General features: G+C 49.8%; 27 protein-coding genes. 13 read left to right on the top strand and 14 right to left on the bottom strand.

The window, feature by feature from the left end; all coding sequences use genetic code 11:
* Window positions 1-680: IS5 family transposase (locus VB712_RS02360; protein ID WP_323251738.1), on the bottom strand; the 680-nt coding region annotated here is incomplete at its 3' end.
* A 188-nt stretch (window positions 681-868) separates the two neighbouring features.
* On the opposite strand from VB712_RS02360, the gene VB712_RS02355 reads away from it, so the two are divergent.
* The 3 genes from VB712_RS02355 to VB712_RS02345 all read left to right on the top strand — a co-directional run bounded on the left by VB712_RS02355 (window position 869) and on the right by VB712_RS02345 (window position 3,477).
* The gene (locus tag VB712_RS02355; protein ID WP_323251736.1) at window positions 869-1,660 is read left to right on the top strand and encodes a sensor histidine kinase; all 792 of its coding nucleotides are present in this window, start codon (window positions 869-871) and stop codon (window positions 1,658-1,660) included.
* A gap of 104 nt (window positions 1,661-1,764) precedes the next feature.
* Window positions 1,765-2,901: a hypothetical protein gene (locus VB712_RS02350; RefSeq protein ID WP_323251734.1), complete on the top strand. Its 1,137-nt coding sequence runs from the start codon at window positions 1,765-1,767 to the stop codon at window positions 2,899-2,901.
* Between the two features lie 9 nt (window positions 2,902-2,910).
* Window positions 2,911-3,477: a TIGR04376 family protein gene (locus VB712_RS02345; RefSeq protein WP_323251732.1), complete on the top strand. Its 567-nt coding sequence runs from the start codon at window positions 2,911-2,913 to the stop codon at window positions 3,475-3,477.
* On the opposite strand, the gene VB712_RS02340 is transcribed toward VB712_RS02345, so the two are convergent.
* Together VB712_RS02340 and VB712_RS02335 are read right to left on the bottom strand one after the other, a co-directional pair.
* Window positions 3,474-3,698, bottom strand: a complete 225-nt coding sequence (locus tag VB712_RS02340; RefSeq protein ID WP_323251729.1) for a hypothetical protein — start codon at window positions 3,696-3,698, stop codon at window positions 3,474-3,476. The two genes, VB712_RS02345 and VB712_RS02340, sit on opposite strands and share 4 nt — an antisense overlap.
* A 78-nt stretch (window positions 3,699-3,776) precedes the next feature.
* On the bottom strand, window positions 3,777-4,919 hold the full coding sequence (locus tag VB712_RS02335; protein WP_323251727.1) for a septal ring lytic transglycosylase RlpA family protein: 1,143 nt from the start codon (window positions 4,917-4,919) through the stop codon (window positions 3,777-3,779).
* 228 nt (window positions 4,920-5,147) lie between these two features.
* Here VB712_RS02335 and VB712_RS02330 point away from each other — a divergent pair, with 228 nt between their 5' ends.
* Entirely contained in the window at window positions 5,148-6,113 is a 966-nt protein-coding gene (locus VB712_RS02330) for a PhzF family phenazine biosynthesis protein (protein ID WP_323251725.1), read from the top strand.
* Between the two features lie 240 nt (window positions 6,114-6,353).
* Here the strand turns inward: VB712_RS02330 and VB712_RS02325 are convergent, their stop codons facing one another.
* Window positions 6,354-6,596: a hypothetical protein gene (locus VB712_RS02325; RefSeq protein WP_323251723.1), complete on the bottom strand. Its 243-nt coding sequence runs from the start codon at window positions 6,594-6,596 to the stop codon at window positions 6,354-6,356.
* 186 nt (window positions 6,597-6,782) lie between these two features.
* Window positions 6,783-6,974: a hypothetical protein gene (locus VB712_RS02320; protein ID WP_323251721.1), complete on the bottom strand. Its 192-nt coding sequence runs from the start codon at window positions 6,972-6,974 to the stop codon at window positions 6,783-6,785.
* A gap of 70 nt (window positions 6,975-7,044) precedes the next feature.
* Here VB712_RS02320 and pruA point away from each other — a divergent pair, with 70 nt between their 5' ends.
* The 6 genes from pruA (at window position 7,045) to VB712_RS02290 (ending at window position 14,368) form a co-directional block, all read left to right on the top strand.
* Window positions 7,045-10,014, top strand: coding sequence for an L-glutamate gamma-semialdehyde dehydrogenase (pruA, locus tag VB712_RS02315; RefSeq protein ID WP_323251719.1), 2,970 nt, complete (start codon window positions 7,045-7,047; stop codon window positions 10,012-10,014).
* A 133-nt stretch (window positions 10,015-10,147) separates the two neighbouring features.
* The gene (locus VB712_RS02310) at window positions 10,148-10,405 is read left to right on the top strand and encodes a BrnA antitoxin family protein (RefSeq protein ID WP_323251717.1); all 258 of its coding nucleotides are present in this window, start codon (window positions 10,148-10,150) and stop codon (window positions 10,403-10,405) included.
* A 39-nt stretch (window positions 10,406-10,444) separates the two neighbouring features.
* Window positions 10,445-11,854, top strand: a complete 1,410-nt coding sequence (locus tag VB712_RS02305) for a hypothetical protein (RefSeq protein ID WP_323251715.1) — start codon at window positions 10,445-10,447, stop codon at window positions 11,852-11,854.
* Between the two features lie 27 nt (window positions 11,855-11,881).
* Window positions 11,882-12,583: a nuclease-related domain-containing protein gene (locus VB712_RS02300; protein ID WP_323251713.1), complete on the top strand. Its 702-nt coding sequence runs from the start codon at window positions 11,882-11,884 to the stop codon at window positions 12,581-12,583.
* A 6-nt stretch (window positions 12,584-12,589) separates the two neighbouring features.
* Window positions 12,590-13,408, top strand: coding sequence for a DNA adenine methylase (locus VB712_RS02295; protein ID WP_323251711.1), 819 nt, complete (start codon window positions 12,590-12,592; stop codon window positions 13,406-13,408).
* Window positions 13,409-13,495: 87 nt separating this feature from the next.
* Window positions 13,496-14,368, top strand: a complete 873-nt coding sequence (locus tag VB712_RS02290; RefSeq protein WP_323251709.1) for an oxygenase MpaB family protein — start codon at window positions 13,496-13,498, stop codon at window positions 14,366-14,368.
* An 8-nt stretch (window positions 14,369-14,376) separates the two neighbouring features.
* Here the strand turns inward: VB712_RS02290 and VB712_RS02285 are convergent, their stop codons facing one another.
* The 5 genes from VB712_RS02285 to ileS all read right to left on the bottom strand — a co-directional run bounded on the left by VB712_RS02285 (window position 14,377) and on the right by ileS (window position 21,494).
* The gene (locus tag VB712_RS02285) at window positions 14,377-15,162 is read right to left on the bottom strand and encodes a cysteine hydrolase family protein (RefSeq protein ID WP_323251708.1); all 786 of its coding nucleotides are present in this window, start codon (window positions 15,160-15,162) and stop codon (window positions 14,377-14,379) included.
* Entirely contained in the window at window positions 15,152-15,895 is a 744-nt protein-coding gene (locus VB712_RS02280) for a hypothetical protein (RefSeq protein WP_323251706.1), read from the bottom strand. The genes VB712_RS02285 and VB712_RS02280 overlap by 11 nt, the downstream gene beginning before the upstream one ends.
* Window positions 15,888-17,075: an AAA family ATPase gene (locus VB712_RS02275; protein WP_323251704.1), complete on the bottom strand. Its 1,188-nt coding sequence runs from the start codon at window positions 17,073-17,075 to the stop codon at window positions 15,888-15,890. Before VB712_RS02275 ends, VB712_RS02280 begins: the two co-directional genes overlap by 8 nt.
* Window positions 17,076-17,206: 131 nt before the next feature.
* On the bottom strand, window positions 17,207-18,409 hold the full coding sequence (locus VB712_RS02270) for an amino acid ABC transporter permease (protein WP_323251702.1): 1,203 nt from the start codon (window positions 18,407-18,409) through the stop codon (window positions 17,207-17,209).
* A 211-nt stretch (window positions 18,410-18,620) separates the two neighbouring features.
* On the bottom strand, window positions 18,621-21,494 hold the full coding sequence (ileS, locus tag VB712_RS02265; protein WP_323251700.1) for an isoleucine--tRNA ligase: 2,874 nt from the start codon (window positions 21,492-21,494) through the stop codon (window positions 18,621-18,623).
* Between the two features lie 232 nt (window positions 21,495-21,726).
* Between ileS and VB712_RS02260 the strand changes: the two genes are divergently transcribed.
* From VB712_RS02260 to VB712_RS02250, 3 genes are read left to right on the top strand one after another with little or no spacing between them, the layout of a single operon-like run.
* Window positions 21,727-21,945, top strand: a complete 219-nt coding sequence (locus VB712_RS02260; protein ID WP_323251697.1) for a hypothetical protein — start codon at window positions 21,727-21,729, stop codon at window positions 21,943-21,945.
* Window positions 21,935-22,336, top strand: a complete 402-nt coding sequence (locus VB712_RS02255; RefSeq protein ID WP_323251695.1) for a type II toxin-antitoxin system VapC family toxin — start codon at window positions 21,935-21,937, stop codon at window positions 22,334-22,336. The genes VB712_RS02260 and VB712_RS02255 overlap by 11 nt, the downstream gene beginning before the upstream one ends.
* 6 nt (window positions 22,337-22,342) lie before the next feature.
* Entirely contained in the window at window positions 22,343-23,068 is a 726-nt protein-coding gene (locus tag VB712_RS02250) for a CorA family divalent cation transporter (RefSeq protein ID WP_323251693.1), read from the top strand.
* Window positions 23,069-23,193: 125 nt separating this feature from the next.
* Here VB712_RS02250 and VB712_RS02245 read toward each other — a convergent pair whose 3' ends face one another.
* From VB712_RS02245 to VB712_RS02230, 4 genes are all read right to left on the bottom strand, one after another.
* Window positions 23,194-23,631 (bottom strand): HNH endonuclease, encoded by a 438-nt coding sequence (locus VB712_RS02245; RefSeq protein WP_323251691.1) that lies wholly within the window; start codon window positions 23,629-23,631, stop codon window positions 23,194-23,196.
* Entirely contained in the window at window positions 23,628-23,966 is a 339-nt protein-coding gene (locus tag VB712_RS02240) for a hypothetical protein (protein WP_323251689.1), read from the bottom strand. Before VB712_RS02240 ends, VB712_RS02245 begins: the two co-directional genes overlap by 4 nt.
* 53 nt (window positions 23,967-24,019) lie before the next feature.
* On the bottom strand, window positions 24,020-24,238 hold the full coding sequence (locus tag VB712_RS02235; RefSeq protein ID WP_272116552.1) for a type II toxin-antitoxin system VapB family antitoxin: 219 nt from the start codon (window positions 24,236-24,238) through the stop codon (window positions 24,020-24,022).
* Window positions 24,239-24,324: 86 nt separating this feature from the next.
* Complete coding sequence (locus VB712_RS02230) at window positions 24,325-24,642, bottom strand: DUF4926 domain-containing protein (RefSeq protein ID WP_323251686.1); 318 nt, start codon at window positions 24,640-24,642, stop codon at window positions 24,325-24,327.
* Between the last annotated feature and the right edge of the window lie 2 nt (window positions 24,643-24,644).

Genomic DNA, 24,644 nt, shown 5'->3' with positions numbered 1-24,644 from the left:
ATATGACTTTTGTACCCCAATATCCCTAACACCTCTTCCCGCTTCGCACTGGCGTAGGCACTGTCGGCCCAAATCTCATCCGACTCATTGTCGATATCTAACACATGGGCAAACATCTGGGAGTCATGTACCGAGGCATCCGTCACGGCATGAACACGAATGAACTTATACTTGGCATCAATGTTGATATGGTCTTTGTAGCCAAAGTGAGAAACGTTGTTCTTTTTCGTCCAACGGGCATCCCTATCCTTTTGTGAACGTTTGTGGGGCTGCTCTGACCATTGAGTAGGTTCCTCTCCCCCTTTGATTTGCTCGTTTTCTTCCTGACTATTGTGTTGGGTGGGTACGGGAATCAATGTCGCATCAATGATCTGCCCCCCTTGCGCCTGATATCCTGATTCCTGTAAAAACGCCCCAAACGCCTCGAACATCTCGTCGATGAGTCCGGCTTGGGTTAAGGTTTTGCGAAATAACCACAGGGTTTTCGCATCGGGGACTTCGGCTTGTGCATCTAATCCGACAAACCGCCGAAATGAAGCTCGGTCATGGGTTTGGTATTCAGTTTGCTCATCACTGAGGTTATACAGTTGCTGGAGGATCAGCATCTTAAACAACTGCAAGCGGTCGATGGGCTTGCGCCCCGCTCGGCTCTTGCGCTCCTTGGTCTCTAGTTGCGCCAAGGACTCCCCAAAGATATTCCACGGGATGAGTGTATCGAGTACACTCAGTCTGTCCATTGACGTTTCGAGGTTTTTTCGGCGGCGCTTGATTCGACCAAATCCTTTTGCCATGAGCTTTTCTCCCTGAGTCTTCCTCCTCTAGCCTCTCACATTTTTCCCTGGGGGCTCAGTTTTTTCTTTTTTTCGATGTGCCCTTTATCTACGGTAATTTAAGCCATTTACGGGACTATGCCCAGACGATGCTGGCGGTGGTGGCCCAGTATCAGGCTGAAGTACCCCATGCTGAAGAGCAAATTGCTGAGATTATTGATCCGGAGGAATTCGAGTTTATCCAACAGGATTTTATCCAGATCCTGGCTTCCATGGATGTGGGTACAGGGCGGATTCGGGAAATTGTGCGATCGCTTCGCAATTTTTCCCGCTTGGATGAAGCGGAAATGAAAAAGGCCGACCTCCATGAAGGCATTGATTCAACGTTGATGATCCTCACCAATCGCCTCAAGGCTTCAGGCCATCGGCCGGAAATTAAAATTATCAAGAACTACAACGCACTCCCGCCCTTAGAGTGCTATCCGGGTCAGTTGAATCAGGTGTTTATGAATCTGTTGGCCAATGCCATTGATGCCATTGAAGAGGCCCAACCAGCGGAGCCAAGGATTGAAATTACAACCCGGTGTGTTGGCGAAGCCTCTCCTCTGGAGAATCGCCAATGGATTGCCATTTCAATCCGCGATAACGGTTTGGGTATGACCCCTCAAACCTTGGCTAAACTCTTTGACCCCTTCTACACGACGAAACCTGTGGGCAAAGGCACAGGGTTGGGCCTCTCCATTAGTTATCAAATCATTGTGGACAAACATCGCGGCCATCTTCAATGTCAATCCCAACGGGGAGAAGGCACGGAGTTTCAAATTATGCTGCCGGTGATAGCCTCAGAGTTGACCCTCCATGACCCTCAAACTGAACGGCTCTCTGCCTGATGGCGATCGCGCCTCCATCCTAAAAAAATCAATCCTATCCATAGCCGTTCTTAGGCCAACAGGATAAGATATAGCTGCATCGAGCCTGTTGAGAAAAAACACCCATGCCTGAAGAGGTTAGCACCACCCCCCGTTCTCCCTCCCTTACCTATTCAGAACCCAGAGTTGCAGAGCCGTGGTCGATTGAGTCAGAGGCTGACCACCTGATGGAGCATTTGTTTACGGATGTGGATCTGATGCTGGATGGGGGTAGTCAATTGCCGACGAAACCGGCGCAAGCGGATTTTATTGCGCTACAAACGGTGGTGCCGGCTCCGCTCCAGGTTAAGACGCAACCCCTAGCCCCTGGTTTGCAGCCCTCCCCAGCGATGCAGCCGCCACAGCAGCCCCAATCGGCCCCGCCTCCCCCCGCCACGCCTCCCAAACTTCAGCAACGGTTGCGGAATAATTTGGATCGGCTATTGTTTGCGATCGCCTGTGTCTCTTTCCTGGGGGTTTTGGGTTGGCTCCTCAGTCAAGGCAAACTCAATAATGGGATACGCTTTCAGCCAACCCCTAACAGCCAGACGGTTCCAGAAGGGGCGATCGCCACCCTCCCCCCGGAAGATGCCGCCTTTGGCCATTATATGCTCCGCTCGATGCGAGCCATTAGCCGCCGTCCGCCCCAAGGCTACGCCCTCGATGCCGACCCGCAGGAGCGCGGCGTGGAGGAATTAGCCGCCGCCCCTCGCGATGGGGATAGCAATCCCCAAGTGATTGAGCGGATCTATCTCCCGGTTTATCCCCCCAGTACGGCCCCCCGCGAGACCGCCGCCGCTCCCCCGAAACCATCCCCTCAACCTTCTCCCCCAACGGCCACCCCTCCCCAACCCAGTCCTAGCCCTGCCGCCGTCCAACCCTCCCCAGCCCCCGCTCCCAGCACCCAAGCCAGCATCCCCCCACCCCCCCAACTCCCCTCCCTCGCCTGGCGAGAGATGTTACCCACGGTTCCCCCCCTTGATCAGGAACCCGCCGCCGCGCCCGTAGCTCCTTTGCCCCCAGGAGATCATAGATTGGTGGGAATTTTGGAGGATGGCACGCGCTCCACCGCCCTGTTGACGATTGGGGAGATTAACCAGCGGGTTAGCCCCGGTGAACCCATTGGTGATAGTGGTTGGGTGTTGGTGGATACCGAAGGGCGACAAGCCACGGTACGCCGCAATGGTGAAGTCCGCTCCGTCTATATTGGTCAACCTTTTTAACCCCCCACTATGAGCGTTTTTGATGATGTCAGTGCCTTTCTAGAAGCCCAACTGGATGTTTTTCTGCAACAAAATCCTCAATTGGCTCTCCAGGTTTTGGAGGATCAACTGCGGGAGCAGGAGGCGGAAACCCGCCGCTTGATTTTGAAATTGCAACAGCAGGAGGAGCAGTTACAAGGGGATATTTTGGCGATCGCCGAAGATATCCGCCTTTGGCATCAGCGCATTGCCAAGGCAGATGCGGCGGGCCGCCAGGATTTAGTCACCCCTGCCCGGGAGCGGGAGGCGGCTCTGCTTCGACAAGGAAACCAACGGTGGGGGCAATTGCAAAGTACCCAGGAAAACCGCCAACAAAGTGAGGCGTTGTTACAAAAAACTTTGAGTAAGCGTCAAGAGTTGGCGCAAAAAATCGCCGCCGCCAAAGCCACCCAAACCCCCACACCTCCCCCTTCCGGCTGGCAAAATGCGGAACGTTATCGCCGCACCCCCGATAGTTTTGATGTGGTGGATAGCCAGTTCCGGGAGTGGGAATTAGAAGATGAATTGCAGCAGATGCGGAAGGATTTGGGAATTTAGGGGTTGATCCGAAAGGAAATGGAGGGTTGCGGGGGGGGCGGAGTTCGTGCCTCCTCCGGTTCCACGGGAGGGAGCGAGGGGGAGAAACGGCGGTTAGAGGCGATCGCCAATAGCACCCCCGCCACCCCATAGAGGGGCCAAGGCAACGTCAATGTCATCAACCAATCAACAAACTGAGCACCGATAAAGAGTAAAACGACAATTGCCACCCACACTTGCATTGTTTTTGGCCTCATCACATTTTGTCTATTTTAGGGGAATGGGGAATAGGGAATGGGGCGAAAGATTTTTCGCCCCGATTAGGATGAGGTCATGACGACGGCGCGATAGGGAACCACACCGGATTCTTTACTCTCAATACAGCGGGCCACGCCACGGGAGAGATCTAAAGTGCGGGGTTGGATGTAGGGGCCACGGTCGTTAATGCGCACAATCACCGCTTCATCACTTTCAAGGTTAATCACTTTGAGATAGGTGTTAAAGGGGAGGGAGGGATGGGCGGCGGTAAAGGCTTCTTGATCGTAGGTTTCGCCGTTGGCGGTTAAGCGACCGTGGAATGTGGGGCCATACCAGGAGGCTAATCCTTCAAAATCTTCAGGGGTTTCGGTAATGCCATACATCTGTTGCTGGGCCACCACTAACTCTAAGGGTTCATGGCCGAGGGCTTGGCGGAGGTTATTCGTCCAGTCAATCACTAATAATTCCGGGTGATATTCGTCAGCGGGGAGGATGGTTTCATCGAGGATGATCACGAGGCGATCGCCAATCCGGACGGCAAGCTTATTCCCCACCCGGGCGGGAACCAGTTGCTCCGCATCCCAGCCGGGTTGAGCGAGGAAATATTCAATTTGTTGGGCAAAGTCTTGGGCAAATTGGAGGTCTTTCACGGTGGCAATCACCTGATGATTGACCCAGATTTGTACCGATTGACTCGCTGGCGGTGTCTGCCAATCCCGCAGCAACGTCACCGGATGCCGCCAAGCTTGCCACAACCCTTGTACTGAGGGGCGTTCTGGTTCCACTGAGGCCACCGTCACCGCCACCGGCTCTTGGGGCTGCCATTCCATCAACCCTGTGAGCACAGTGGCCACCTGTTTCCGGATGCCGCCATTGTTCTGAAGAAGAGAGTCCTTCGGGAGGGCAGGAGGATCTGGGCGTTCAGACCAACTTTTTTGACTGGGAGCGGGGCAGGTGGTGTGTTGATCATCCAATTGAGGGGTGATCACCCGATGATCTAGGGTTGCCTCTTTTTCTTGAAAAACATTGGCCAGGAAGCCATGCATCGCGAGGGAGACCGGCTCGGATTTAACACTACGGCTTCGTTGGGGGCTAGTCCGCCAGAAAGATGTCGCGAAATTCTGACTGAGGGCAGTGGTGAACAAACTGGGCAACCAAACCAGGAAAAGACTCAAGGATGCTGTTAACCAAGTTCGTTTAAACATCGGTGGTATCTTATGGTGAACAAGTTTTTAAAGAAAAAAGAATTGTTAAGAATCGTGAATATTGCCTCTCAGTATATGAGACTTCTTCCGGCGTTCGAGGCCAATCACCGCCAGCACAGTCCCTCAAACCTACGACTGGTGGGGAATTGCATTTTTTAGATTTAAATTCCTAATCAGGGCAATAAGTTTTAAGTATATTTATCGTGACTAGGGGTTAGACCCCGCACCATGCCAAGCTTTTGGGTCTTGCCTTTGGGGATCACACCAGGCCATGATGGGAATAGCGTTGTTTTTCCCTGGGCTGTGATGATTCCTTTTTATATTGTTGATGTGTTTGCCGTGGGCCCTTTCACAGGCAACCCTTTGGCGGTGGTGATCACAGCGGGGCGATCGCTCCCCGATGGGATGCTCCAAGCCATTGCCCAGGAAATGAACTATTCCGAAACGACATTTATCACCGCCACCACGCCCATCAATGGGGGCTATCCGGTGCGGATTTTTACGCCAGAGCAGGAACTCCCCTTTGCGGGCCATCCCACCCTTGGGACGGCGGCGGTGATCCGGGAGCATCTCCAAGAGGTAAAAAGCGATCGCCTCCTGCTCAATCTCCAAGTCGGCCCCATCCCCGTTACCTTTGCCACGGGGGATGATCCCTTACTGTGGATGCGCCACAACCCACCCCACTTTGGGACAACCCTCACCCCTGAGGATTTAGCGCCGGTTTTGGGTTTGGGGCTTGGGGCATTTGATCCCCGGTTTCCGATTCAAGAAGTTTCTACCGGCGTTCCCTTTTTGATTGTGCCGGTGCGGAACTTGGTGGCATTGCAGGGGATTCAATGGGAGCGATCGCGCTATTTCCAACTAATCGAACAACTTGAAGCCAAAGCCATCCTAATTTTTTGCCCCGAAACCACCGCAGCGGCAAATGATCTCACTGTCCGGGTCTTTGCCGAGGCTATCGGTGTGGTGGAAGATCCCGCCACCGGCAGCGCCAATGGTTGCCTCGCCGCCTACCTTGTAGAACATCAGTATTTTGGCAAACCCCACATTGAGATCCGGGTTGAACAGGGCTATGCGATTAAACGCCCCTCGTTATTATGTCTCAGGGGTAACAAACAAGCGGGAAGCTTTGATATTAATGTGGGCGGCCGGGTGATTCCCATTGCCCAAGGTGAATTAACGTTGCCGGTTTAAAGAGTGGTTGGGGCAAAAAACTTTTCTCCTCGACGTTATCGCGTTTTTTTGACTCATGAGAACGCGACTTCCCTCTTTTTAAGGGGGATTGAGGGGGATCTCTGTAGCCCATGGCTCTAGAAATTGCTATATCAATGTTTGTCCGGGCGAAAAATCCTGCGCCCTTGCTTTTCCACAGCAAAAAGGGACACACCGTTGTGTCCCTGATGATTGGTTTAATGGCGATGGTAGAATCGGCGTTTACTTGGCATCTTTCACATCGGGATCAATGCGACCGCTGCCCCGCTCTTTTAAGCTAGATTGGCTATGGGGGCGATCGCGCCGCCCACTACCGCGATCGCTACAGGCATCGCTACAGGTTTCCGGTTCAACCACCGGCGGCACTTGACTCCCTTGTTGAGCAGGCAAATTAGCCAAGCTGGAAAATCCCGCCATTGGCAGGGTGATCGCCGTCAAAAGTACGGCTACAATGGACTTGTACATAGCAAATATCCGTATCAGGTTTCTATTTCCTGATACGGAGTTTCTTAGGAATGATCAGGACAAATTGATCCCCCTAAAAGTCCATCCCTGAGGCTCAATTCCATCGATAGCGGGTCTTCCCCCCTCAAGGGTTGGGTTTTCCGTCCTCGCGCTATTTCCGGACGATTTTCAATGTTTCTAGGGAATCTAGTTATCGGCTTGATGGGCGCAGGGGCGAAAAATTTTCGCCCCTAGAGGATGTTCTGCACTCCAGCCGTAGCCCCGCAACGGCTCGGTAATCCATTTCCTATGGGGGTTAAAGAGCCAATATTCCTGCATCCCCAACCTCTCAGGGATCAGCTTCTTCTCCACCTGATCCTGCCCCTCAAGATTTTCCACCCCCCTTCACCCCCAAAACCCCCCTCGCGGTAGACAATAGATCATGCACCCCCACAGGAGTTCATGAATCGTGGTTGTCAATATTCCTCAAACTCAGTACGAACCGAAAACCCTCGAAATCGCCCGCGAACTGATCGCCGCCACCCGCGAAAAACGGTCATTATTTGACCAAATGCGCGATCAAATGCGCCTCGATGACAAAATGCTCGATTGGACAATGGCGAACCCCGCCCTGCGTTACCAATTGTTTAGCTTCATTGATTGCTTGCCCGCCTTGAAAAGTAAAGCCGAAATTGCTCGACATTTTCAAGAATATATGAGCCAGGAAGACGTTGAACTTCCCGATATGCTCAAAAAATTGATCACCTTTGCCGATGCCGATTCCCCCGCTGCTCAACTGGCGGCAACAACGGTAGAGCAAACGGTGAAAACCTTGGCCTATAAATATATTGCTGGCGAAACGATCCCGAAAACGATCAAAACTATCGAGAAACTGCGCAAGGAAAAGCAAGCCTTTACCCTCGATTTACTCGGTGAAGCGGTGATCACGGAAATTGAAGCAGAATCCTATCTCAATCAGTATCTAGAATTAATCACGGAACTGAGCCAAGCTGCCCAAAAATGGCCCACGATCCCCCAAATTGACGAAGCCGACGGGGAAGCTTTGCCCAAGGTGCAGGTTTCCGTCAAGCTGACGGCCTTCTATTCCCAATTTGATCCCCTTGATCCGGCGGGAAGTCGGGAAAAGGTATGTGATCGCATCCGTACCCTGCTCCGCAAGGCTCAAGAAGTGGGGGCGGCGATCCATTTTGATATGGAGCAATATCGCTACAAAGATATGACGTTAGCGATTTTAAAAGACCTGCTTCTAGAGGAAGAATTTCGCAATCGTACTGATATTGGCATGACGATTCAAGGCTACTTGCGGGATTCGGAACGGGATTTAAAAGGGTTGGTGGAATGGGCGAAAACCCGAGGTAATCCAATCACGATCCGCCTCGTCAAAGGAGCCTACTGGGATCAGGAAACGATTATCGCTATTCAAAACGATTGGCCCCAGCCGGTCTATAACCAAAAAGCCGAAACCGACCGCAACTATGAGAGCTTAATGCAGATTTTGCTGGAAAACCATCAATATCTTTACGCCGCCATTGGTTCCCACAATGTCCGCACCCAAGCGCGGGCCATGGCTATTGCTGAAACACTGGAAATTCCCCGCCGTCGCATTGAATTACAGGTGCTTTATGGCATGGGGGATCAACTGGCAAAAGCGATGGTGAAACGGGGTTATCGGGTGCGGGTTTATGCCCCCTATGGTGACCTGTTGCCGGGGATGTCCTACCTGATTCGTCGTCTCTTGGAAAACACCGCGAACACTTCATTTTTACGCCTCAATGCCGAAGATTATCCCATTGATGACCTGATTGCGCCGCCTAAAGTGGAGGGCGATCGCCCCCTGATCGCCAAATCCGCCTACCCCAACGCCCCCAACACCGACTACGCCAACGCCGAACTCCGCACCGCCGCCCAATCTGCGTTAGCTCAAGTGCGGGAGCAATTGGGGCAACGGATTCAGCCCTATATCAACGGCGCATACGTGCAAACCGAGAGCCATCTCGATTCTGTCAACCCCTCCAACCCCGCCCAATTGGTGGGGAAAGTGGGGCAAATTTCCGTAAAACAGGCAGATGAGGCGATCGCCGCCGCGAAAGCCGCCTTCCCCCAATGGCGGGATACGCCCCCCAAGGAGCGGGCCGCTGTGTTGCGTAAAGCCGGGGAAATTATGGAGCGTCGTCGCCCTGAGCTTTCGGCTTGGATCTGTTTTGAAGTGGGGAAAATCCTGCCCCAAGCGGATGCGGAAGTCTCGGAGGCGATCGATTTTTGTCGCTACTATGCCGATGAAATGGAGCGACTCGATCAGGGGTTTGCCTACGATTTAGCGGGGGAAACAAACCGTTACCACTATCAGCCCCGGGGGATTGCTTTGGTGATTTCCCCCTGGAATTTCCCGATGGCGATCGCCACTGGCATGGCTGTGGCGGCCCTCGTCGCGGGCAATTGCACGCTGCTTAAACCCGCCGCCCCCTCTTCCGTGATCGCCGCTAAAATCACCGAAGTCCTGATCGAGGCGGGGGTTCCGGCGGGGGTTTTCCAATATGTCCCTGGCCCCGGTTCAACGGTGGGCAACCACATGGTTGAGCATCCCGATATTCATCTCATCGCCTTCACCGGCTCCCAGGAGGTGGGTTCCCACATCTATGCAGAGGCGGCGAAGTTGCGCCCCGGTCAAAAGCACCTGAAGCGGGTGATTGCGGAAATGGGGGGCAAAAATGCGATTATCGTCGATGAAAGTGCCGACCTCGATCAAGCGGTGGCGGGGGTGGTTTCCTCGGCCTTTGGTTATACGGGGCAAAAATGTTCTGCTTGTTCGCGGGCGATCGTTTTAGCTCCGGTGTATGAGTCGTTTTTAGAGCGCTTAATTGAAGCGACAAAATCCCTCAATGTCGGGCCGGCGGAAGACCCCAGTACGACGGTGGGGCCGGTGGTGGATGCCAAGGCGCAATCGCGGATTTTGGAATATATTGAAACGGGCAAAGAGGGGGCTACTTTGGAATTTCAAGGCCCCAAACCGGAGCCGGGTTATTTTGTGCCGCCGACAATTTTCGCGGGGGTTTCCCCTGATGCGGTGATTGCCCAGGAGGAAATTTTTGGCCCCGTTTTAGCGGTGATTCCGGTTAACAATTTTGCGGAAGCGTTGACGGTGGCCAATAATACGAATTTCGCCTTAACGGGGGGGGTCTATTCGCGCACCCCCTCCCATATTGAGGCGGCCCGTAAGGCGTTTGAGGTGGGGAATCTCTATATCAATCGCAATATTACGGGGGCGATCGTGGCGCGGCAACCTTTTGGGGGCTTTAAGTTATCGGGGGTTGGCTCGAAGGCGGGCGGCCCGGATTATTTATTACAATTCCTTGAACCCCGTGTGGTGACGGAAAACATCCAACGCCAAGGTTTCGCCCCCATCGAAGGCGCAGAATAATTCCCGGTAGGGGCGAAAAATTTTCGCCCCTACTCTCGTTACTTGGCTCTGCCAAGTAACGCCTCCCCGGAGAGCTTTTGCCTCCCTCAAGGTTTTTTATGATAGAGTTGGATAGGTTGGGTGAGAAATAACAATGGAAGCCGAATATGATTTCAGTCAAGGTCAGCGCGGTGCAATTGACCCAGTACCATCAAGCAAAACACGGATCACGATCCGGCTTGATGATGAGGTTTTGGCGTGGTTTCGTGAACAGGTTGATCGTGCAGGTGGGGGAAATTGTCAAACGTTGATTAATGAGGCGTTGCGTCAGCATATTCAATCAATTTGTCAACCGTTGGAGGAAACTTTACCCAATGTAGTGCGAGAAGAACTTGAACGTATCGAGCGATAGAGTTTTGCTGATGGCTGATGAATTAACAGCCATATGTTTTTGAATAATTTTATTGATTTAAAAAAGATGATTTACAGTCAAGGATTACAACCTCACCATCAAACTCAAACTCCAAATCAAAAAATATCTCTTTACGAAGGACGAATTCAGCTTGTTCATGAGAACACAATATTTGAAGGAGATGGAGAAGTTTATATTAAATGGTTTCCATCTGCGAGAATTTTATTCAGCATGGAATGTGATCATTTGCCACCAACAATTGATGGATTTTTTGGACTACGAGCAGGACAAAAAGTAAAAATGAATTTGAATTCCGATTATCAATCCAATTATCAAAATGTTGATGCTGTTTTACAGAAGGTTACAATCCCTTCATGGCAAGTAGTTGGAATGTTTGATAATTCTAACTCGAATCGCAGTTTCAAGTTTCAAAAATTGGATTTTCATCTTGTTAATTTTGTCAGTTTCAATGGCGATCCAATTCAAAGAGGGCGTTTTGCTACTAGAGGAAGACTCAAGCTGGAATTCAAAAATTGGATAATTATCATTGACTCCCTTGAAGATTCTCAATCAGGAAATAAAATTTTTAAAGCCCTTAATGAAGATGGTGGATATGCCATCACTCATGCCTGTCGAGTAGTTCATAAAGACAATGCTTTATTTGATTTTAATGATATTGATAATATTATTCAAGGACTGCATTATTTTTTATCTTTTGTTGCTGGAAGGTGGATCGGAGTTGGTCTATTTTATGGACTAAATGAAGAAGATGAAGTAATTTGGCAATCTTGGCAATGTTACCGTTTAAAAATATTTCAACAATGTAGTTCTTGGTTTCCCACTCAAAAGCCGAAAGAAGTTGAGCAGTTATTTAGTCGATTCATGGATATCTGGAATGATGACTATCAAGAGTCTATTTCGATATTAGTTTATTGGTATGTTGAGAGTAACCAAGTGCTATCACCACAAAGTCTATTGATGACTCAATCTGCACTTGAACTGTTCTCATGGATCGCTATTAATCATGGAATAATTAGTAATGATCAGTTCTCAAAAAAAACAAACACCGCAGCATCTAAATTGCGTATTTTGCTATCATGGTGCAGTCTTCCGCTAGATCTACCTGATGACTATCAATCAAGCGGTTTCTTGTTTTTTGATGAAATTCATGAAATTTTAGAAAAAGATAAAACTCAAGTTAATAATCTTAAAGATCTTCCAGGATGTATTGTTAGTATTAGGAATCGGCTTGCTCATCCTCCCCAAAAAAAGAAAAAGCAACAAATAACTTTATATAATGACAAAGCTAAAATTGAAGCAACTCGTTTAAGTCTGTGGTATCTAGAACTTTGTTTATTACACTGGTTTGGCTATCAAGGTGAATACTCTAATCGCTTAAAATCTAAAAACTCAGGAGATTATGAAAAAGTTCCATGGCTAGAAAATTAAATTTTCAGTAGTAAATAGAGTTGTTCAATGATCAAATCAAATCGTCGCGCTGGACAAAATATCCGCCAACTGGCGACAAAAAGACGCACAAAAGCAATGATTTGTTTTGCTTCAGGAGGGGTAGTTCTTTTCTTTCCCCTCTTTTTGGTTAAAATTATCAACGACTTTTTGAAACAGATTTCGTCTCTCAGTTCTTCTCAGCCACAACCTTCGCTCAATTTACCGATTATTTTTTATGCGCCCTTTATTATTCTTGCCTTCGCTTCAATTGCCAATGGTGTTTTCCTGTGGAAACGCGCTAATCATGCTGATCAAGGTGCTCATGGTGAAGAGGATACTGCTCAAGCAATATCCCCATTGGAACGAGAGGGTTGGCAGATTGAATATGGAACACAATTAGGTAAGAGCCGAGCAGATGTTGACATTATTTGTATTTCTCCCCAAGGTAAAGCTTATGTCATTGATGTTAAGTCTCATCGAGGTGAAGTTATAACCGATGGAACACAGCTATATCGTCGATTAGGTCATCAAAGCTTTCCGTTTGAAAAGCACTTTCTGAATCAAGTCAAAAGACAAGCTGTACAGGTTAAAGAACAAAAAAGACTAGGGTTTGTTACACCAATTTTGGCATTCTCTAATGCAAAGGTTCTGATTTCATCTTCTCGATTCCAGAAAGTGTATGTTATCGAAAAATCCAAGTTACTTCAACTACTTAAATCTTTAGGATAAATAGAAATGATTAAAAGTCCGTTGCGTTATCCTGGTGGAAAATCCCGTGCTTTGGGACAGATTGAAGCACAGATGATTGATGGTTTCAGCGAATTTCGTGAGCCTTTTGTGGGGGGCGGTTCCGTTTTTATTTACTTTCGCCAAAAATATCCCCAGGCTCAATTTTGGATTAATGACCTCAATCCCGATGTATTTTTATTCTGGAAAATTGCCCAATCCCATCTTGATCAATTAGTCAATCAAGTCAAAAAAATTAAACTCACCGCTAATAATGGCCGTGATTTATTTAAAGAACTCACCACCTGTAATGTTGCAACACTCTCAGAACTTGACAGAGCCGTGCGTTTTTTTGTGCTCAATCGCATTACCTTTTCCGGAACCATTGAAGCCGGAGGCTACTCTGAGGGAGCATTTCAAAAACGCTTTACTGATTCATCCATCGATCGCCTCGCAAAATTAGGCTTAATCCTACCCAGCATTAAAATCACCAATCTAGATTTTCATGAAGTGATTATAGAACCGGGGGAAAACACATTTATTTTCCTCGATCCTCCCTACTATAGCGCCACAAAATCAAAACTCTACGGCAAAAAAGGAGACTACCATACCCGATTTGATCATCAGCGATTTGCCCAAACAATCCAAACCTGCCCCCATCCTTGGCTGATTACCTATGACGACTCCCCCACAATTCGCGAATTATTTACCAACAGCCATATTCAAACTTGGCAATTACAATATGGGATGAATAATTACAAACAAGAAATAGCAGCGAAAGGCAGTGAACTGTTTATTCGTAATTATAGCCATGATGCCTTATCTTAAAAGAAACTCCCTGATTTACCCAATGTTACCGTCCTTCGGCGATAATTCAGGAGTTCATCCAGCCAAGATTGTCAGCGATCGCCCAACATGAGCCAAAAACTCGACCGTTGCCACGCCCTACAACACCTCGACCCCCTGGTCGATCACTGCGAAATTTGCCGCCAACTCAGCAGCTATGAATTTCCTTGGGATATGACCCGCGCCCTTGAAATTGCCCTATTTCGCACATTTTGCATCCCCACCATTGCCACCCTCCTCGATCACACCGCTGAATTTCACCACCACGGCCAAAAACGCTACGACGACACCGGGATCATGATTTCCTTAATTTTGCAATGGGGCTACGATACTCCCCAAGGCCAAGCCATTATTGGGCGAATGAACCACATCCATCGCCATTTTCCCATCAGTAATGCTGATTTTCTCTACGTTCTCTCAACCTTTATTTATGAACCAGTGCGATGGTTAGACCGCTTTGGTTGGCGACCCTTAACTCCCCTTGAAAAAGAAGCAATCTATTACTTTTGGCGCTCCGTTGGCGAACAGATGGAAATTCGCGATATTCCTCCCAGCTATGGCGATTTTGAGCAATACAATCTGGATTACGAACAACAATATTATCGCTACAATCCCGCCAACCAAAGAGTAGGCAACTCCACCGTTAACTTGTTTCTCAGTTGGTTTCCCCCACCCTTAAGACCGATGATTCGCCCCTTGGTGTATGCGATTATGGATGATAGGATGTTGCAGGCCTTTGGGTTTCCCCCACCTCAACCTTGGCAGCGCCAACTGGTGACGATCGCCCTGCGATCGCGCAGCCAATGGATCCGCTACCTTCCCCCACGCCGCCATCCCCATTTCTACAGTGAGGAACCCCAACGCAGTTATCCCCAAGGCTATCAAATTCAAGACCTCGGCCCCCCGAAACTCCTGCCCACCCTCAACCGTCCTCAGCCTTGACCCTGGGTTTAGGGGCGATCGCCCATGGCCGCCAATAACGCAGGAGAATCTGCCACAAAACCAAAGCATTGATTTACATTGTAGAGTGTACTTTCCCGGCAAAAATCCGGGGAAGTCGTGGCGGCACAGTCGGCTAAAAGAATGCAATCATAGTTAAGAAAACTGGCATCCTGAAGCGTCACTAATACGCATTGATCCAGATTCACCCCGGCAAATAACAACGTTGTGCGCCCCAAATTTTGCAAAATACTCTGTAACGGCGTATCCCAAAACCCGCTCATCCGGTATTTATCAACGCAAATATCCCCCGGCTCAATGGTTAACTCATCCACCACCGCCGCCGCCCAACTTCCCGATTCCAAGACCCGCGCCTGATTCATCGGCAAGGGATCCCCTAACCCCACACCGACCCCCGTGGGATTGTAAACATGGCGCGTTGCTGCCCCCACATTGAGCAGGTCGGGACGGTTGCCCCAGTTGACCCAGAGGATGGGAACGTGGTGCGATCGCAATTTCGGCAATAATGTTTGCAGGGGGCTAATGGGGGCGCGGGCCGGCGTAATATCCACGCCAATGTGAGCCAGCCAGCCATCGGGATGGCAAAAATCATTTTGCATATCAATCACCAACAGGGCGGTTTTGGCGAGATCCAACCGCAGGGTTTTCGATGCGGTGGGTAAGGTGATGATCTGGGGAGGGAGGGGCGATCGCGTGATATCCGCCACCGTTTCATTGACGGCCCAGCCATTGGGAGCAGTTCCTAAATAATGCAAAGTTTGATCTTTAGCTGTCATCACCACCTCCTGATGATTCACTCAATCCTAATGATAGGGAATTAAGCGCAGTCAATACAGTTTGCTCAAACTGAGCAGCTTGGCTGCACAATGCTTTGACCTGATCCCATTGCTCCGTAATCCGAGGCGCATGAAGTTGGTAATCTCGCTTCTTCTTGATGCGTTGTTCCTTGGGTAGTCGTTTCAGTCCATCCTCTAGATTGACATCACACTCGCCTCCAGTCAGGAGGGAATGCTTCGGAGAGAGTATCGCTGCGGCTAGCCAAGTACCGGATGACTGAGCAGGCAAGCAAAAAATCGTCTGATCTCCCGGAGTAGCCGCTCCTAACCAGCTTTGCATCACGCCCATGAGCGCATCCACCGTATCGGCTACGGGAGGACAGGGCTGTGAGCAGGGGAGAGTTCCCCAGTTGTTCTGCTGCGCTAGTTCCGTCACCGCTGCTCCACAGTTTTCATATTTCAAAGTCGAGACATCCACATCTATATGAATAATCAGCAAATCAAAACCCATCATTGTGGGGTCAGTATCTAGGGAGCCATGATGCCTCTGTTGCGCCCCGTGACACCATTTCAACACACCGCCCCAACCGTTTCCCATTTGCGGCTGAGTCGCTTCAGGTTGCAGGAGCGTCAGGATGAATGGATGGGGCAAAACGGCTTTCATGGCGGCTTCAATCACGACTAAATCCGTTGGCCCTTCGGCGACTAGGGCAATTTTTAACGGATTAGACATTGGGAACCGCTCCGAGATGCCCCATAATCCAGAGACGTGAGAGGGGATATTGCTGGTTGAGTTTAGTGAGTTCGGGGGTGAGTGTGAGGCGGCGAATACAGGTTTGACCGTTGCTATTGCGCTCCACCATAAACAAACGCACCTCAGAATTCAGTAAGTCTAGACCATCAAGGGCAGCGGGATTATGAACCGTTAACAGGAGTTGGCGATCGCCCCCACTATCCTCAAGCCAGCCACAAAGACGAGAAATCAACCGTACCAATAGCCGAGGATTCAGGGCTTGATCCAGATTATCAACCGCCAATAAGCGGGGAGCTTGGGGTAGAAGGCAAAGCACCGCCGTAAAGATGACGTACAATGCGCCTTCGCTAGCATCGTAGGCAGTGAGTTCATTGCGGCTTTTGTTCATGAAGCGATCGCGGAATTTAAGCAGGAGCTTCGTCCGAGGCACTTTGGGCGATAGCAGGTTAGTTCCATAACTGGTGGTTTCAATCTCACTCACCCAGTCGATCAACTCCAGCACTTGATCCAAAATATCCTCACCTGTTTCCCCTTTGGCCTCTAAGTACTGGCCCAGGGCAGCAAACCCTTCGGCAAGTTGTCCACCGCTGAGACCGAGGGGGATGCGTGATTGTTGGTCGGGGACAATGCCCCGCAAGACAGGGGTATTCGGGCAATAAATGGCAAATTCCTGGAGGCACTTCATGAGTTGAGCAGCGGCATTATTGGGGTCTAGATCCACCAACTGCAAAGCAGCCAACCCGGCTTTGGGATTAAGGTTTTTCTTGTTGCGAATACCATCCGAAAGGATCTCTTCATGGCCATCGCTGAGGACTTCAGTTTTATAAGACCAAGCGAGTTCGGGTGAGTCAAGAGGGTTCAGTAAAGAAACACGATAGGCTTCGTTGTTTGAGCCTGTTACCCCAATGGCAATGTGAGCGGGAGTGCGATCTGTGATAAAGGAACTTTTATACAGCCGGGGTAAACCTGCCCGCACACCCCGACGCAGTAAGCTTTCATCATCGACGACTCCATTGGCGGCGGCTCCCAAGACCCCCAAGGCTTCCAGTAGGTTGCTTTTGCCCGCTCCATTGGCACCAATCAAGCAATTGACTCTGCCGAGTTCCAGAGTGGTGGAGTGAATGGACTTGAAGCCTCGGATTTCGACTTTGCGAATCATCATGTCGCCTTTCCCTTAATCATTAAGCGCAGTGACTGTTCATAGCGCAGACTTTAGTCCGCCCCCTCACCTCACTAACGGCGCTAGACTGTGCTTGATTTGATTGGTAAAAACTCCGTAGCAAGCTAAGATTAATGACCCGTATTGAGCTTTTTCTCGACATAGCGACTCCCTAAGGACATCGCATAACACACCGCCCAATACATCACCCCTACGGCTAAATAAACCTCTGCAAAGCGACCGATAAAATTGGGGTTGGCTAAAATCGAGCGGCTCATGCCCAATAATTCCTCTAAACCAACAATTGCCAGCAGTGTTGTATCCTGAAATAAACTAATAAATTGTCCAACAATTGTGGGAATAACTGCCTTAATGGCCTGGGGTAAAATAATCAGTGAAACCGTTAACGGCGGATTTAATCCCAACGCTTTGGCCGCTTCTTCCTGACCGCGTGGAATCGACTGTAAACCGCCCCGGACATTCTCCGCCAAATAGGCAGAACTAAATAGTGTTAAGCCAATAATCGCCCGCAAAATCCGATCCGGCCGCATGCCTTCGGGTAAAAAGAGGGGAATCATCACCTGGCCCATAAACAAGATGGCAATTAAGGGGATGCCCCGGATCACCTCGATATAAATCACCGAAAAAAATCGCACCACCGGCAAATCACTTTGCCGCCCCAAAGCGACAATCACACCAATGGGAAAACAGAGGGCAATACTAATCACCGCCATGAACACCGTCAGCATTAGCCCGCCCCACTCATTGGTTTTCACCGGAGTTAAGCCCAAATTGCCGCCGATTAACCAGAAATACATCAGGAATGAACCAATCCAGGCTAGGGAAGTGTATTGCCCCATTTGCGGTACTTTTTGGCCGATTTTTTGCCCTATCCAAGCTGCTGCGGTGAGGATTAATAACATCCCAACAATCAGCAATCGCCAGGGTACAATCGGTGTGGGGATTAAGAAACAGAGGAGGGCGGCGATCGCCAACCCGATCAACACATTGCGGCTAAACAGCGTCACATTGCGGGCTACCACTCCCCAGGAAATCCCCGCTAGGGTCATGATTACCCCCAACGCCACCCAGAGCCGCCAATATTCCTCATTGGGATAGCGACCCGTGGCGAAGAGGTGGAGGTTCGCCTCAATTACCTGCCATTGGGCTTGGGTGAATACCCAAGTCAGGAATCCATAGGCCGCCCACAAAAAACCGCCCCCCACGACGACGGTAATCACGCCGTTATACCAGGGGGTCAGCAGATTTTCGCGAATCCAGTTAATGGGGGTGGGGCGAATGGCTGGGGGAGGAAGGGAAGGGGATACAGTCATAGTGATCGGGAATGGGTATAGGTAGGGGCGTTGGCGTAAGCCTGCCGGAGGCACAAATTTTTCGCCCCCGTTGATCTGTGTAGGGGCGAAAAATCTTTCGCCCTCCCATGATTAAGCGGATTCCAGATGAGCAGGCAATGATCACCAATTGCCCAGGAGCATAACCGATTTTAGCAGTTTGACCCAAGGGCAACGGTGATCAAAGCGACAGCTAGAAATGCCCCGCTAGGGCCGCCCCGCAGCGATCGCACAATGTCGGATCATCGGCTAACTGCCCGACGGTTTCCGAATAATTCCAGCAGCGATCGCACTTCTGGCCCGTGGCGGTGACAATGCCCACCGCCACCGTTTCGTTAACGCTGTGGTAATCCAGAGCCGTAATCGCCTCGGCATTGGGCAATAATTCCACCTGAGAGGCGAGGAACAAATAGCGCAACTCATCCACGCCATTGCCCACCAGGGATTCACGGGGGTTAAAGGCCGCCAACTGCTCTGCTAGGGTAACATCGGCAACATGGAGCAATAGCTTTGCCTCTAGGGAAGCGCCGATCGCCTTCCCACTGCGGGCCTGCTCCATCACCTGATTCACGCCATCGCGCAATTCTCGCAACTGCTCCCACTTGCGGGCCAATTCTGGCTGTTGCCATTGGCGATCGGTTTTGACCCAACCGGCTTTAAACACGGAATCATGGGGGGTAGGATAGGGGAGGAATTGCCAAATATCTTCCGCCATGTGGGAAAGGACGGGGGCGATCGCCTTCGCTAAATTTTCCAAGGCAATGGCCAGCACCGTTTGGCAACTGCGCCGCCGGGCCGCCGTGGGGGCGGAAATATAGAGGCGATCTTTAGCAATATCGAGGTAGAAATTCGATAAATCGACGACGCAGAAATTTTGCACCGTTTGGAAGAATTTAAAGAATTGGTAACTCTCAAAGGCCGCTGTTACCTCACTAAACACGCCATCAATACAATGGAGCATATAGCGATCCAGTTCCGGCAATTCGTCGTAGGGAACAGCATCGGTGGCAGGGTTAAAATCGTGGAGGTTGCCCAATAAAAAGCGGGCGGTGTTGCGGATTTTGCGATAAACGTCTGAGAGTTGCTTGAGGATCGTTTTGCCAATGGGGACATCGGAGGAATAATCCACCGAAGAAACCCAAAGGCGCAACACATCCGCCCCATAGGGCGGCTCCTGTTTCTGATTCTTGCCGCCATTGATAATCACCAGCGGATCGACAATATTCCCCAGGGATTTACTCATTTTATGGCCCTTTTCATCGAGGGCAAAGCCATGGGTAAGAACAGTTTTATAGGGGGCATGGCCATGGGTGGCGACGCTGGTGAGGAGGCTGGATTGGAACCAACCGCGATGTTGATCGGAGCCTTCTAAATAGAGATCAACGGGATATTTTAATTCCGGCCGTTGCTGGGCCACCGCCGCCCAAGAGGAACCGGAATCAAACCACACATCCATCGTATCCATGCCCTTGCGGTAGGTCTTGCCATTGTTGCGGTAGCTGGGGGGCAGCAATTCCTCCACCGATAACTCCCACCAAGCATCGGAACCCCGCTCGGCAATGATCCCCTGAATGTGGGCGATGGTTTCCGCATTTAACAGCGGTTCATTCGTGGTTTCATCGTAGAACACCGGGATCGGTAGCCCCCAACTGCGTTGGCGAGAAATACACCAATCGGCGCGATCGCTCACCATGGGGGTGATCCGGTTTTGTCCTTGGGGGGGAATCCATTGGACGGCGGCGATCGCCTCTAACGCCTGCTCCCGGAACCCGGCAACGGAGGCAAACCACTGCTCCGTTGCGCGGAAAATTGTTGGTTTTTTCGTGCGCCAATCGTAGGGATATTTATGGTTATAGGCTTCTTCGAGGATCAGGGCCTGGGCTTCGGTCAAGGCGGCAATAATTGCGCCATTGGCATCTTTCAACACATTCAACCCCACAAACGGCCCCGCCTCAGCAGTAAAGTTGCCATCCCCATCGACGGGGGAAAGAATCGGCAAGCCGTATTTTTGCCCCGTGATAAAGTCCTCCTGACCATGGCCGGGGGCAGTGTGGACTAAGCCCGTCCCGGATTCCGTGGTAATGTAATCGCCGCCAATCACGACGGGGCTTTCCCGGTCAAAGAGGGGATGGCGATAGGTGCAATGCTCCAACGCTGCCCCTAGCACGGTGGTTTTAACAGTCAGTTCCGTTTTAAATTTAGCCGCTAGGGTTGCCACTAAATCTAAGGCCACAATCAGATAACGGCAACCACAAAGCGGTTCAGCCGCCTCGACAACAGCATAGGTAAGCTGGCCATTGACGGCAACGGCCAGGTTGCCGGGAATTGTCCAGGGGGTCGTCGTCCAGATCGCCACGCCTAAATCCGGCAGGAATTCCCCAAGGTTGGCCGTGGATGCGAGGCTGGTGATGGGGAAAGCGGTGTAAATGCTCTGGGAAACGTGATTATCGGGATATTCGAGTTCCGCTTCTGCCAAAGCGGTTTTAGAGCTAGGACTCCAATGGACGGCTTTCAAACCGCGATAGATGTAACCATTGAGGGCCATTTGCCCAAATACGCCAATTTGCGCCGCTTCGTATTCGGGATTGAGCGTTAAATAGGGATTCTCCCAATCCCCCCAAATGCCAAAGCGTTTAAAGCCTTCCCGCTGGTTATCGATGATGCCCAAGGCAAACTCTTTCGCTTTTTGGCGCAATTCCAAAGGGCTAAGGCTTTGGCGTTCTTCTCGGCTGAGGGTCTGAATAACTTTTAATTCAATAGGCAGGCCGTGGCAGTCCCAACCGGGGACGTAGCGGACTTTGTAGCCCTGGAGGAGTTTATATTTATTAATAATATCTTTGAGAATTTTGTTTAAGGCGTGGCCCATGTGGAGCGTGCCGTTGGCGTAGGGGGGGCCATCGTGGAGGACGAAGCGATCGCCCGGATTTTCCGCCGCTAGCTGTTCATAAATCTGGGTTTCCCGCCAAAAGGCTTGCAGTTCCGGCTCACGGGCGACGGCATTGGCCCGCATATTAAAATCGGTCTGGGGCAAGTTAACGGTGTCTTTGTAGCTTTTCGGTTCGCTCATGGCATTTTACAAAAGAGGGCCGTATCTAGTCTAATGCTCCCCCGTGTTCTTCGCTCTGTTGAGTGATAGCGGACTGGGGTGGATTTTCTAGCGGTTGGCCTAAAATGGGGGGGAGTTGGAGAGCGTCCCTTGGCCAATGTTTTTGATGGGGCAGCTTGCAAGCCGACAGTGAGTTTCTGCTTCAGTGCAATTGTACAAATTCAACGTAGTTCTAATTTTTACTTAAAAAATCATGAATATCAAACAATTGATTTATCAAGAAATTGCCAATATAGAAGAGGACAAGCTAACAGAACTTTATGAAATGATCAGAAACTTTTCACAATCTTCTTCCATCAAAAACGACAGTTTATTTACAAAATTAAAAAAAGTAAAAATTGAAGGGCCTGTTGATTTTGCGACCAATGTCAATTTATATCTAGATGGAGAAAAAGGGATTGATGCCGATTGAAATATTTGTTGATACATCATTCATTATTGCATTGGTAAATGTTCGAGATCAATATCATCAACAAGCTTTATCGATTGCTGATGAGTATGATAGTCAACTTCTGGTCATTACTGATGCAGTCATTCTTGAAATCTCTAATGCTTTATCTCGCCGCTATAAATCGGAAGCAATTCAGATTATTGAAGATTTTTTTGAATCAGAAAATGTGAAAATTATCCGTTTAACTCCAGGACTTTTTGATCGAGGATTTGATTTGTATAAAAATAGACGCGATCAAACCTGGGGTCTGGTAGATTGTATCTCATTTATCGTGATGCAGGAAAGAAACATTAACATGGCCTTGACTTTTGATCGGCATTTTAATCAAGCTGGATTTAAAACTTTATGTTAAATCACGATGAGTAAACTTCCCAGTTCTTGGGCCTTGCCCACAACAATCAAAAACCGCTTGGGCCAACGCAGTGCCGGGAAACAACGGGCGATGGTGGCCGAAGGGCATTTGCTTTTGGTGCTCCATGCTGCCCCCCAAGCTCAGGATTCGGAGCGGCGGGCGGTATTTTTTTGGCGATCGCCCTCTGGCCAATGGCAAAGTAGTGGCGGTCAATATGGTTTAAAGCCCTTGATTAAGCATTTGCAAGCTTACAGTGATGCGGAAAACACCCTAAGCGATGCCTATGCCCAGGCCCAAACTGCTGCCGATTTTTTCCAACTTTTGGAAACCATGGCTCCCCTGCGTCGTGCCAGTGAAAATCTCTACAGCACATTGCAGGCGGCGCGGGAAGGGATTCCCGATGATCCGGATTTAATCGATTTGCGGGATTGGGCTGATGAAATTAATCGCAGTTTGGCCCTGTTGTATGAAAGTACGAGTAACGCGATGAATTATAGTATCGCCCGGCGGGCTGAGGAGCAGACGGAGTTAAGTTTGGCGGCGTTGGGGGCGAGCGATCGCCTCAACATCATCGCGGCGCTATTTCTCCCCATCACTGCCTTAGCTTCCATTTTTGGCATGAATTTAATCAGTGGGTTAGAAACGGTGTCGGGGTTAGCGTTTTGGTCGGTGTTAATCCTGGGGATGATGCTGGGGATTGGGGTGCGCCATTGGGTGCTGAAGGGCCGGTAATTGTGATTTTTTTGGTAGAGAGTTGTTCGTTTTAAGCTGATCACTATCTAAACTGCACGTTTTGACCTCTGAAACCCTTGTGGTAAGGGGATCAGCCCAGAAATTTAAACCCATATCAGCTTAACCTACAGTTGAAGTAAATCTCCTTCGGGGGGATGTTCGTTGAGTTTAATCCAAAGTTGACGAATTTTGATTAATTGTGGACGGTTCATTTTGAGGAGATGAATTGTGGCTCTACTGTTAGGGGTCAAACCTTGTAATTGACTCCCTCCCTCTTGCCAGACAAAGTGTTCATTCCAGATTTGTTGATGAGGGTGGAACAGCGATCGCTCTGTTTGTGTCTCCGGATCAAGGGCAGTTTGACGGGCGGCTTTATGGCGATTGCAGGTGGGACAGGCTAAACATAGGTTATCAAATTCGGTTTTGCCCCCCACGGATTGAGGAATAATATGTTCAATCTCGAACGTAGTCACAGCGAGAGTTTGTGCGGTGTGACAGTAGGCGCATAGTTCACGAAAATGCTGACGCACGCGATCGCGCAAAGCCAGGGAAATATAAGTCATGGCATTATTTCAAGTTCTTGGCGGCGCTGAAGGGTATATTTAGCACGGGCTTTAAGCAGCGCTAGAGCATCGATTTGTTCGAGTAATTCATCAAGGATTTGGGTTTCTGTTGGGGTGAGGCTGCTTTGATTATTTTTGCTCAGAAGGGTGTTGAGGGTCTGTTGACTGTTGAGGGCGAGTTCGATATTGGCGAAGGCTTGGAGTTCGGCGGGGCTGATGTTGAGCAGGCATTCTGGGTCGTTGGTGAGGGGATGGGTGAGTTGTTCGTAGGTGGCGAGGTCGAGCATCACGCCAACCCGTTGGCCGTTTTCGTTGGTGATGTATTGAATGGACATTTTTTCTAGGCTCAGAGTGTTGATTTTATTCTATTGAGATTGAAAGGATAATGCTAAGGTTGCAGCGTTTGGGAGACAGTATAACGCTGCTGTTTGTAGTCATAGTCTGGGTCGTAGTCAATGGTGTCGAAAAGTTTGATGATTTGTAGTTTTTGGCGGCGTTGGATGTATTCTTGGAGGGCGGTTTTGATGATGTCTTCGGTGGTTTGGTGGTCGCTGAGGGCGAGGGCTTCAGCGAGTAGGGTTTCATCAATGTTGAGGGTGTTTTGCATGGGGTTTTGAGTGTGAATGGGTGGGGAATTTTAGTTAATCTTCCATTGACCATTAAATTGTGATGGTATGGTTTATTTTATTTGGGTTAGGGTAGGGTTGTTTTTTCCCGTTGGAGAAGAAAGTCGAGATAGTCTTCGAGGTTTTGTTGTTGGGTGGGGGAGAGTTGACGGAGTTTGGTGAGGATGACCAGTTCTCGCGCTTGCGGGTTGTGGGGGATAATTTGTGAGGCGGAGACTTCGATGGTGACTTGAGGCACATTGAAGCCTTCGATGCTGTAGCCGTCTTCTTCATCGCTCATGGGGTAATGTTCCACGATTGTGCCGATTTGTCCTTGTTTGAGGTTATGTTCGGGGAGGTCTTGGGTGAGACTAACTTGGGTGAATAGGGGATAAGTTTTTAGCATTT

Source organism: Spirulina sp. CCNP1310 (genome assembly GCF_034932185.1).
Classification (GTDB): domain Bacteria; phylum Cyanobacteriota; class Cyanobacteriia; order Cyanobacteriales; family Spirulinaceae; genus Spirulina.
This window is presented reverse-complemented; position numbering and strand designations above follow the sequence as displayed.

Bases quoted from the DNA above. Each gene is read 5' to 3' on its own strand.
- VB712_RS02350 (WP_323251734.1), top strand. From the start codon at position 1,765: ATGCCTGAAGAGGTTAGCACCACCCCCCGTTCTCCCTCCCTTACCTAT.
- VB712_RS02345 (WP_323251732.1), top strand. From the start codon at position 2,911: ATGAGCGTTTTTGATGATGTCAGTGCCTTTCTAGAAGCCCAACTGGAT.
- VB712_RS02340 (WP_323251729.1), bottom strand. From the start codon at position 3,698: ATGCAAGTGTGGGTGGCAATTGTCGTTTTACTCTTTATCGGTGCTCAG.
- VB712_RS02335 (WP_323251727.1), bottom strand. From the start codon at position 4,919: ATGTTTAAACGAACTTGGTTAACAGCATCCTTGAGTCTTTTCCTGGTT.
- VB712_RS02330 (WP_323251725.1), top strand. From the start codon at position 5,148: ATGCCAAGCTTTTGGGTCTTGCCTTTGGGGATCACACCAGGCCATGAT.
- VB712_RS02325 (WP_323251723.1), bottom strand. From the start codon at position 6,596: ATGTACAAGTCCATTGTAGCCGTACTTTTGACGGCGATCACCCTGCCA.
- VB712_RS02310 (WP_323251717.1), top strand. From the start codon at position 10,148: ATGGAAGCCGAATATGATTTCAGTCAAGGTCAGCGCGGTGCAATTGAC.
- VB712_RS02300 (WP_323251713.1), top strand. From the start codon at position 11,882: ATGATCAAATCAAATCGTCGCGCTGGACAAAATATCCGCCAACTGGCG.
- VB712_RS02295 (WP_323251711.1), top strand. From the start codon at position 12,590: ATGATTAAAAGTCCGTTGCGTTATCCTGGTGGAAAATCCCGTGCTTTG.
- VB712_RS02290 (WP_323251709.1), top strand. From the start codon at position 13,496: ATGAGCCAAAAACTCGACCGTTGCCACGCCCTACAACACCTCGACCCC.
- VB712_RS02285 (WP_323251708.1), bottom strand. From the start codon at position 15,162: ATGACAGCTAAAGATCAAACTTTGCATTATTTAGGAACTGCTCCCAAT.
- VB712_RS02280 (WP_323251706.1), bottom strand. From the start codon at position 15,895: ATGTCTAATCCGTTAAAAATTGCCCTAGTCGCCGAAGGGCCAACGGAT.
- VB712_RS02275 (WP_323251704.1), bottom strand. From the start codon at position 17,075: ATGATTCGCAAAGTCGAAATCCGAGGCTTCAAGTCCATTCACTCCACC.
- VB712_RS02270 (WP_323251702.1), bottom strand. From the start codon at position 18,409: ATGACTGTATCCCCTTCCCTTCCTCCCCCAGCCATTCGCCCCACCCCC.
- ileS (WP_323251700.1), bottom strand. From the start codon at position 21,494: ATGAGCGAACCGAAAAGCTACAAAGACACCGTTAACTTGCCCCAGACC.
- VB712_RS02260 (WP_323251697.1), top strand. From the start codon at position 21,727: ATGAATATCAAACAATTGATTTATCAAGAAATTGCCAATATAGAAGAG.
- VB712_RS02255 (WP_323251695.1), top strand. From the start codon at position 21,935: ATGCCGATTGAAATATTTGTTGATACATCATTCATTATTGCATTGGTA.
- VB712_RS02250 (WP_323251693.1), top strand. From the start codon at position 22,343: ATGAGTAAACTTCCCAGTTCTTGGGCCTTGCCCACAACAATCAAAAAC.
- VB712_RS02245 (WP_323251691.1), bottom strand. From the start codon at position 23,631: ATGACTTATATTTCCCTGGCTTTGCGCGATCGCGTGCGTCAGCATTTT.
- VB712_RS02240 (WP_323251689.1), bottom strand. From the start codon at position 23,966: ATGTCCATTCAATACATCACCAACGAAAACGGCCAACGGGTTGGCGTG.
- VB712_RS02235 (WP_272116552.1), bottom strand. From the start codon at position 24,238: ATGCAAAACACCCTCAACATTGATGAAACCCTACTCGCTGAAGCCCTC.
- VB712_RS02230 (WP_323251686.1), bottom strand. From the start codon at position 24,642: ATGCTAAAAACTTATCCCCTATTCACCCAAGTTAGTCTCACCCAAGAC.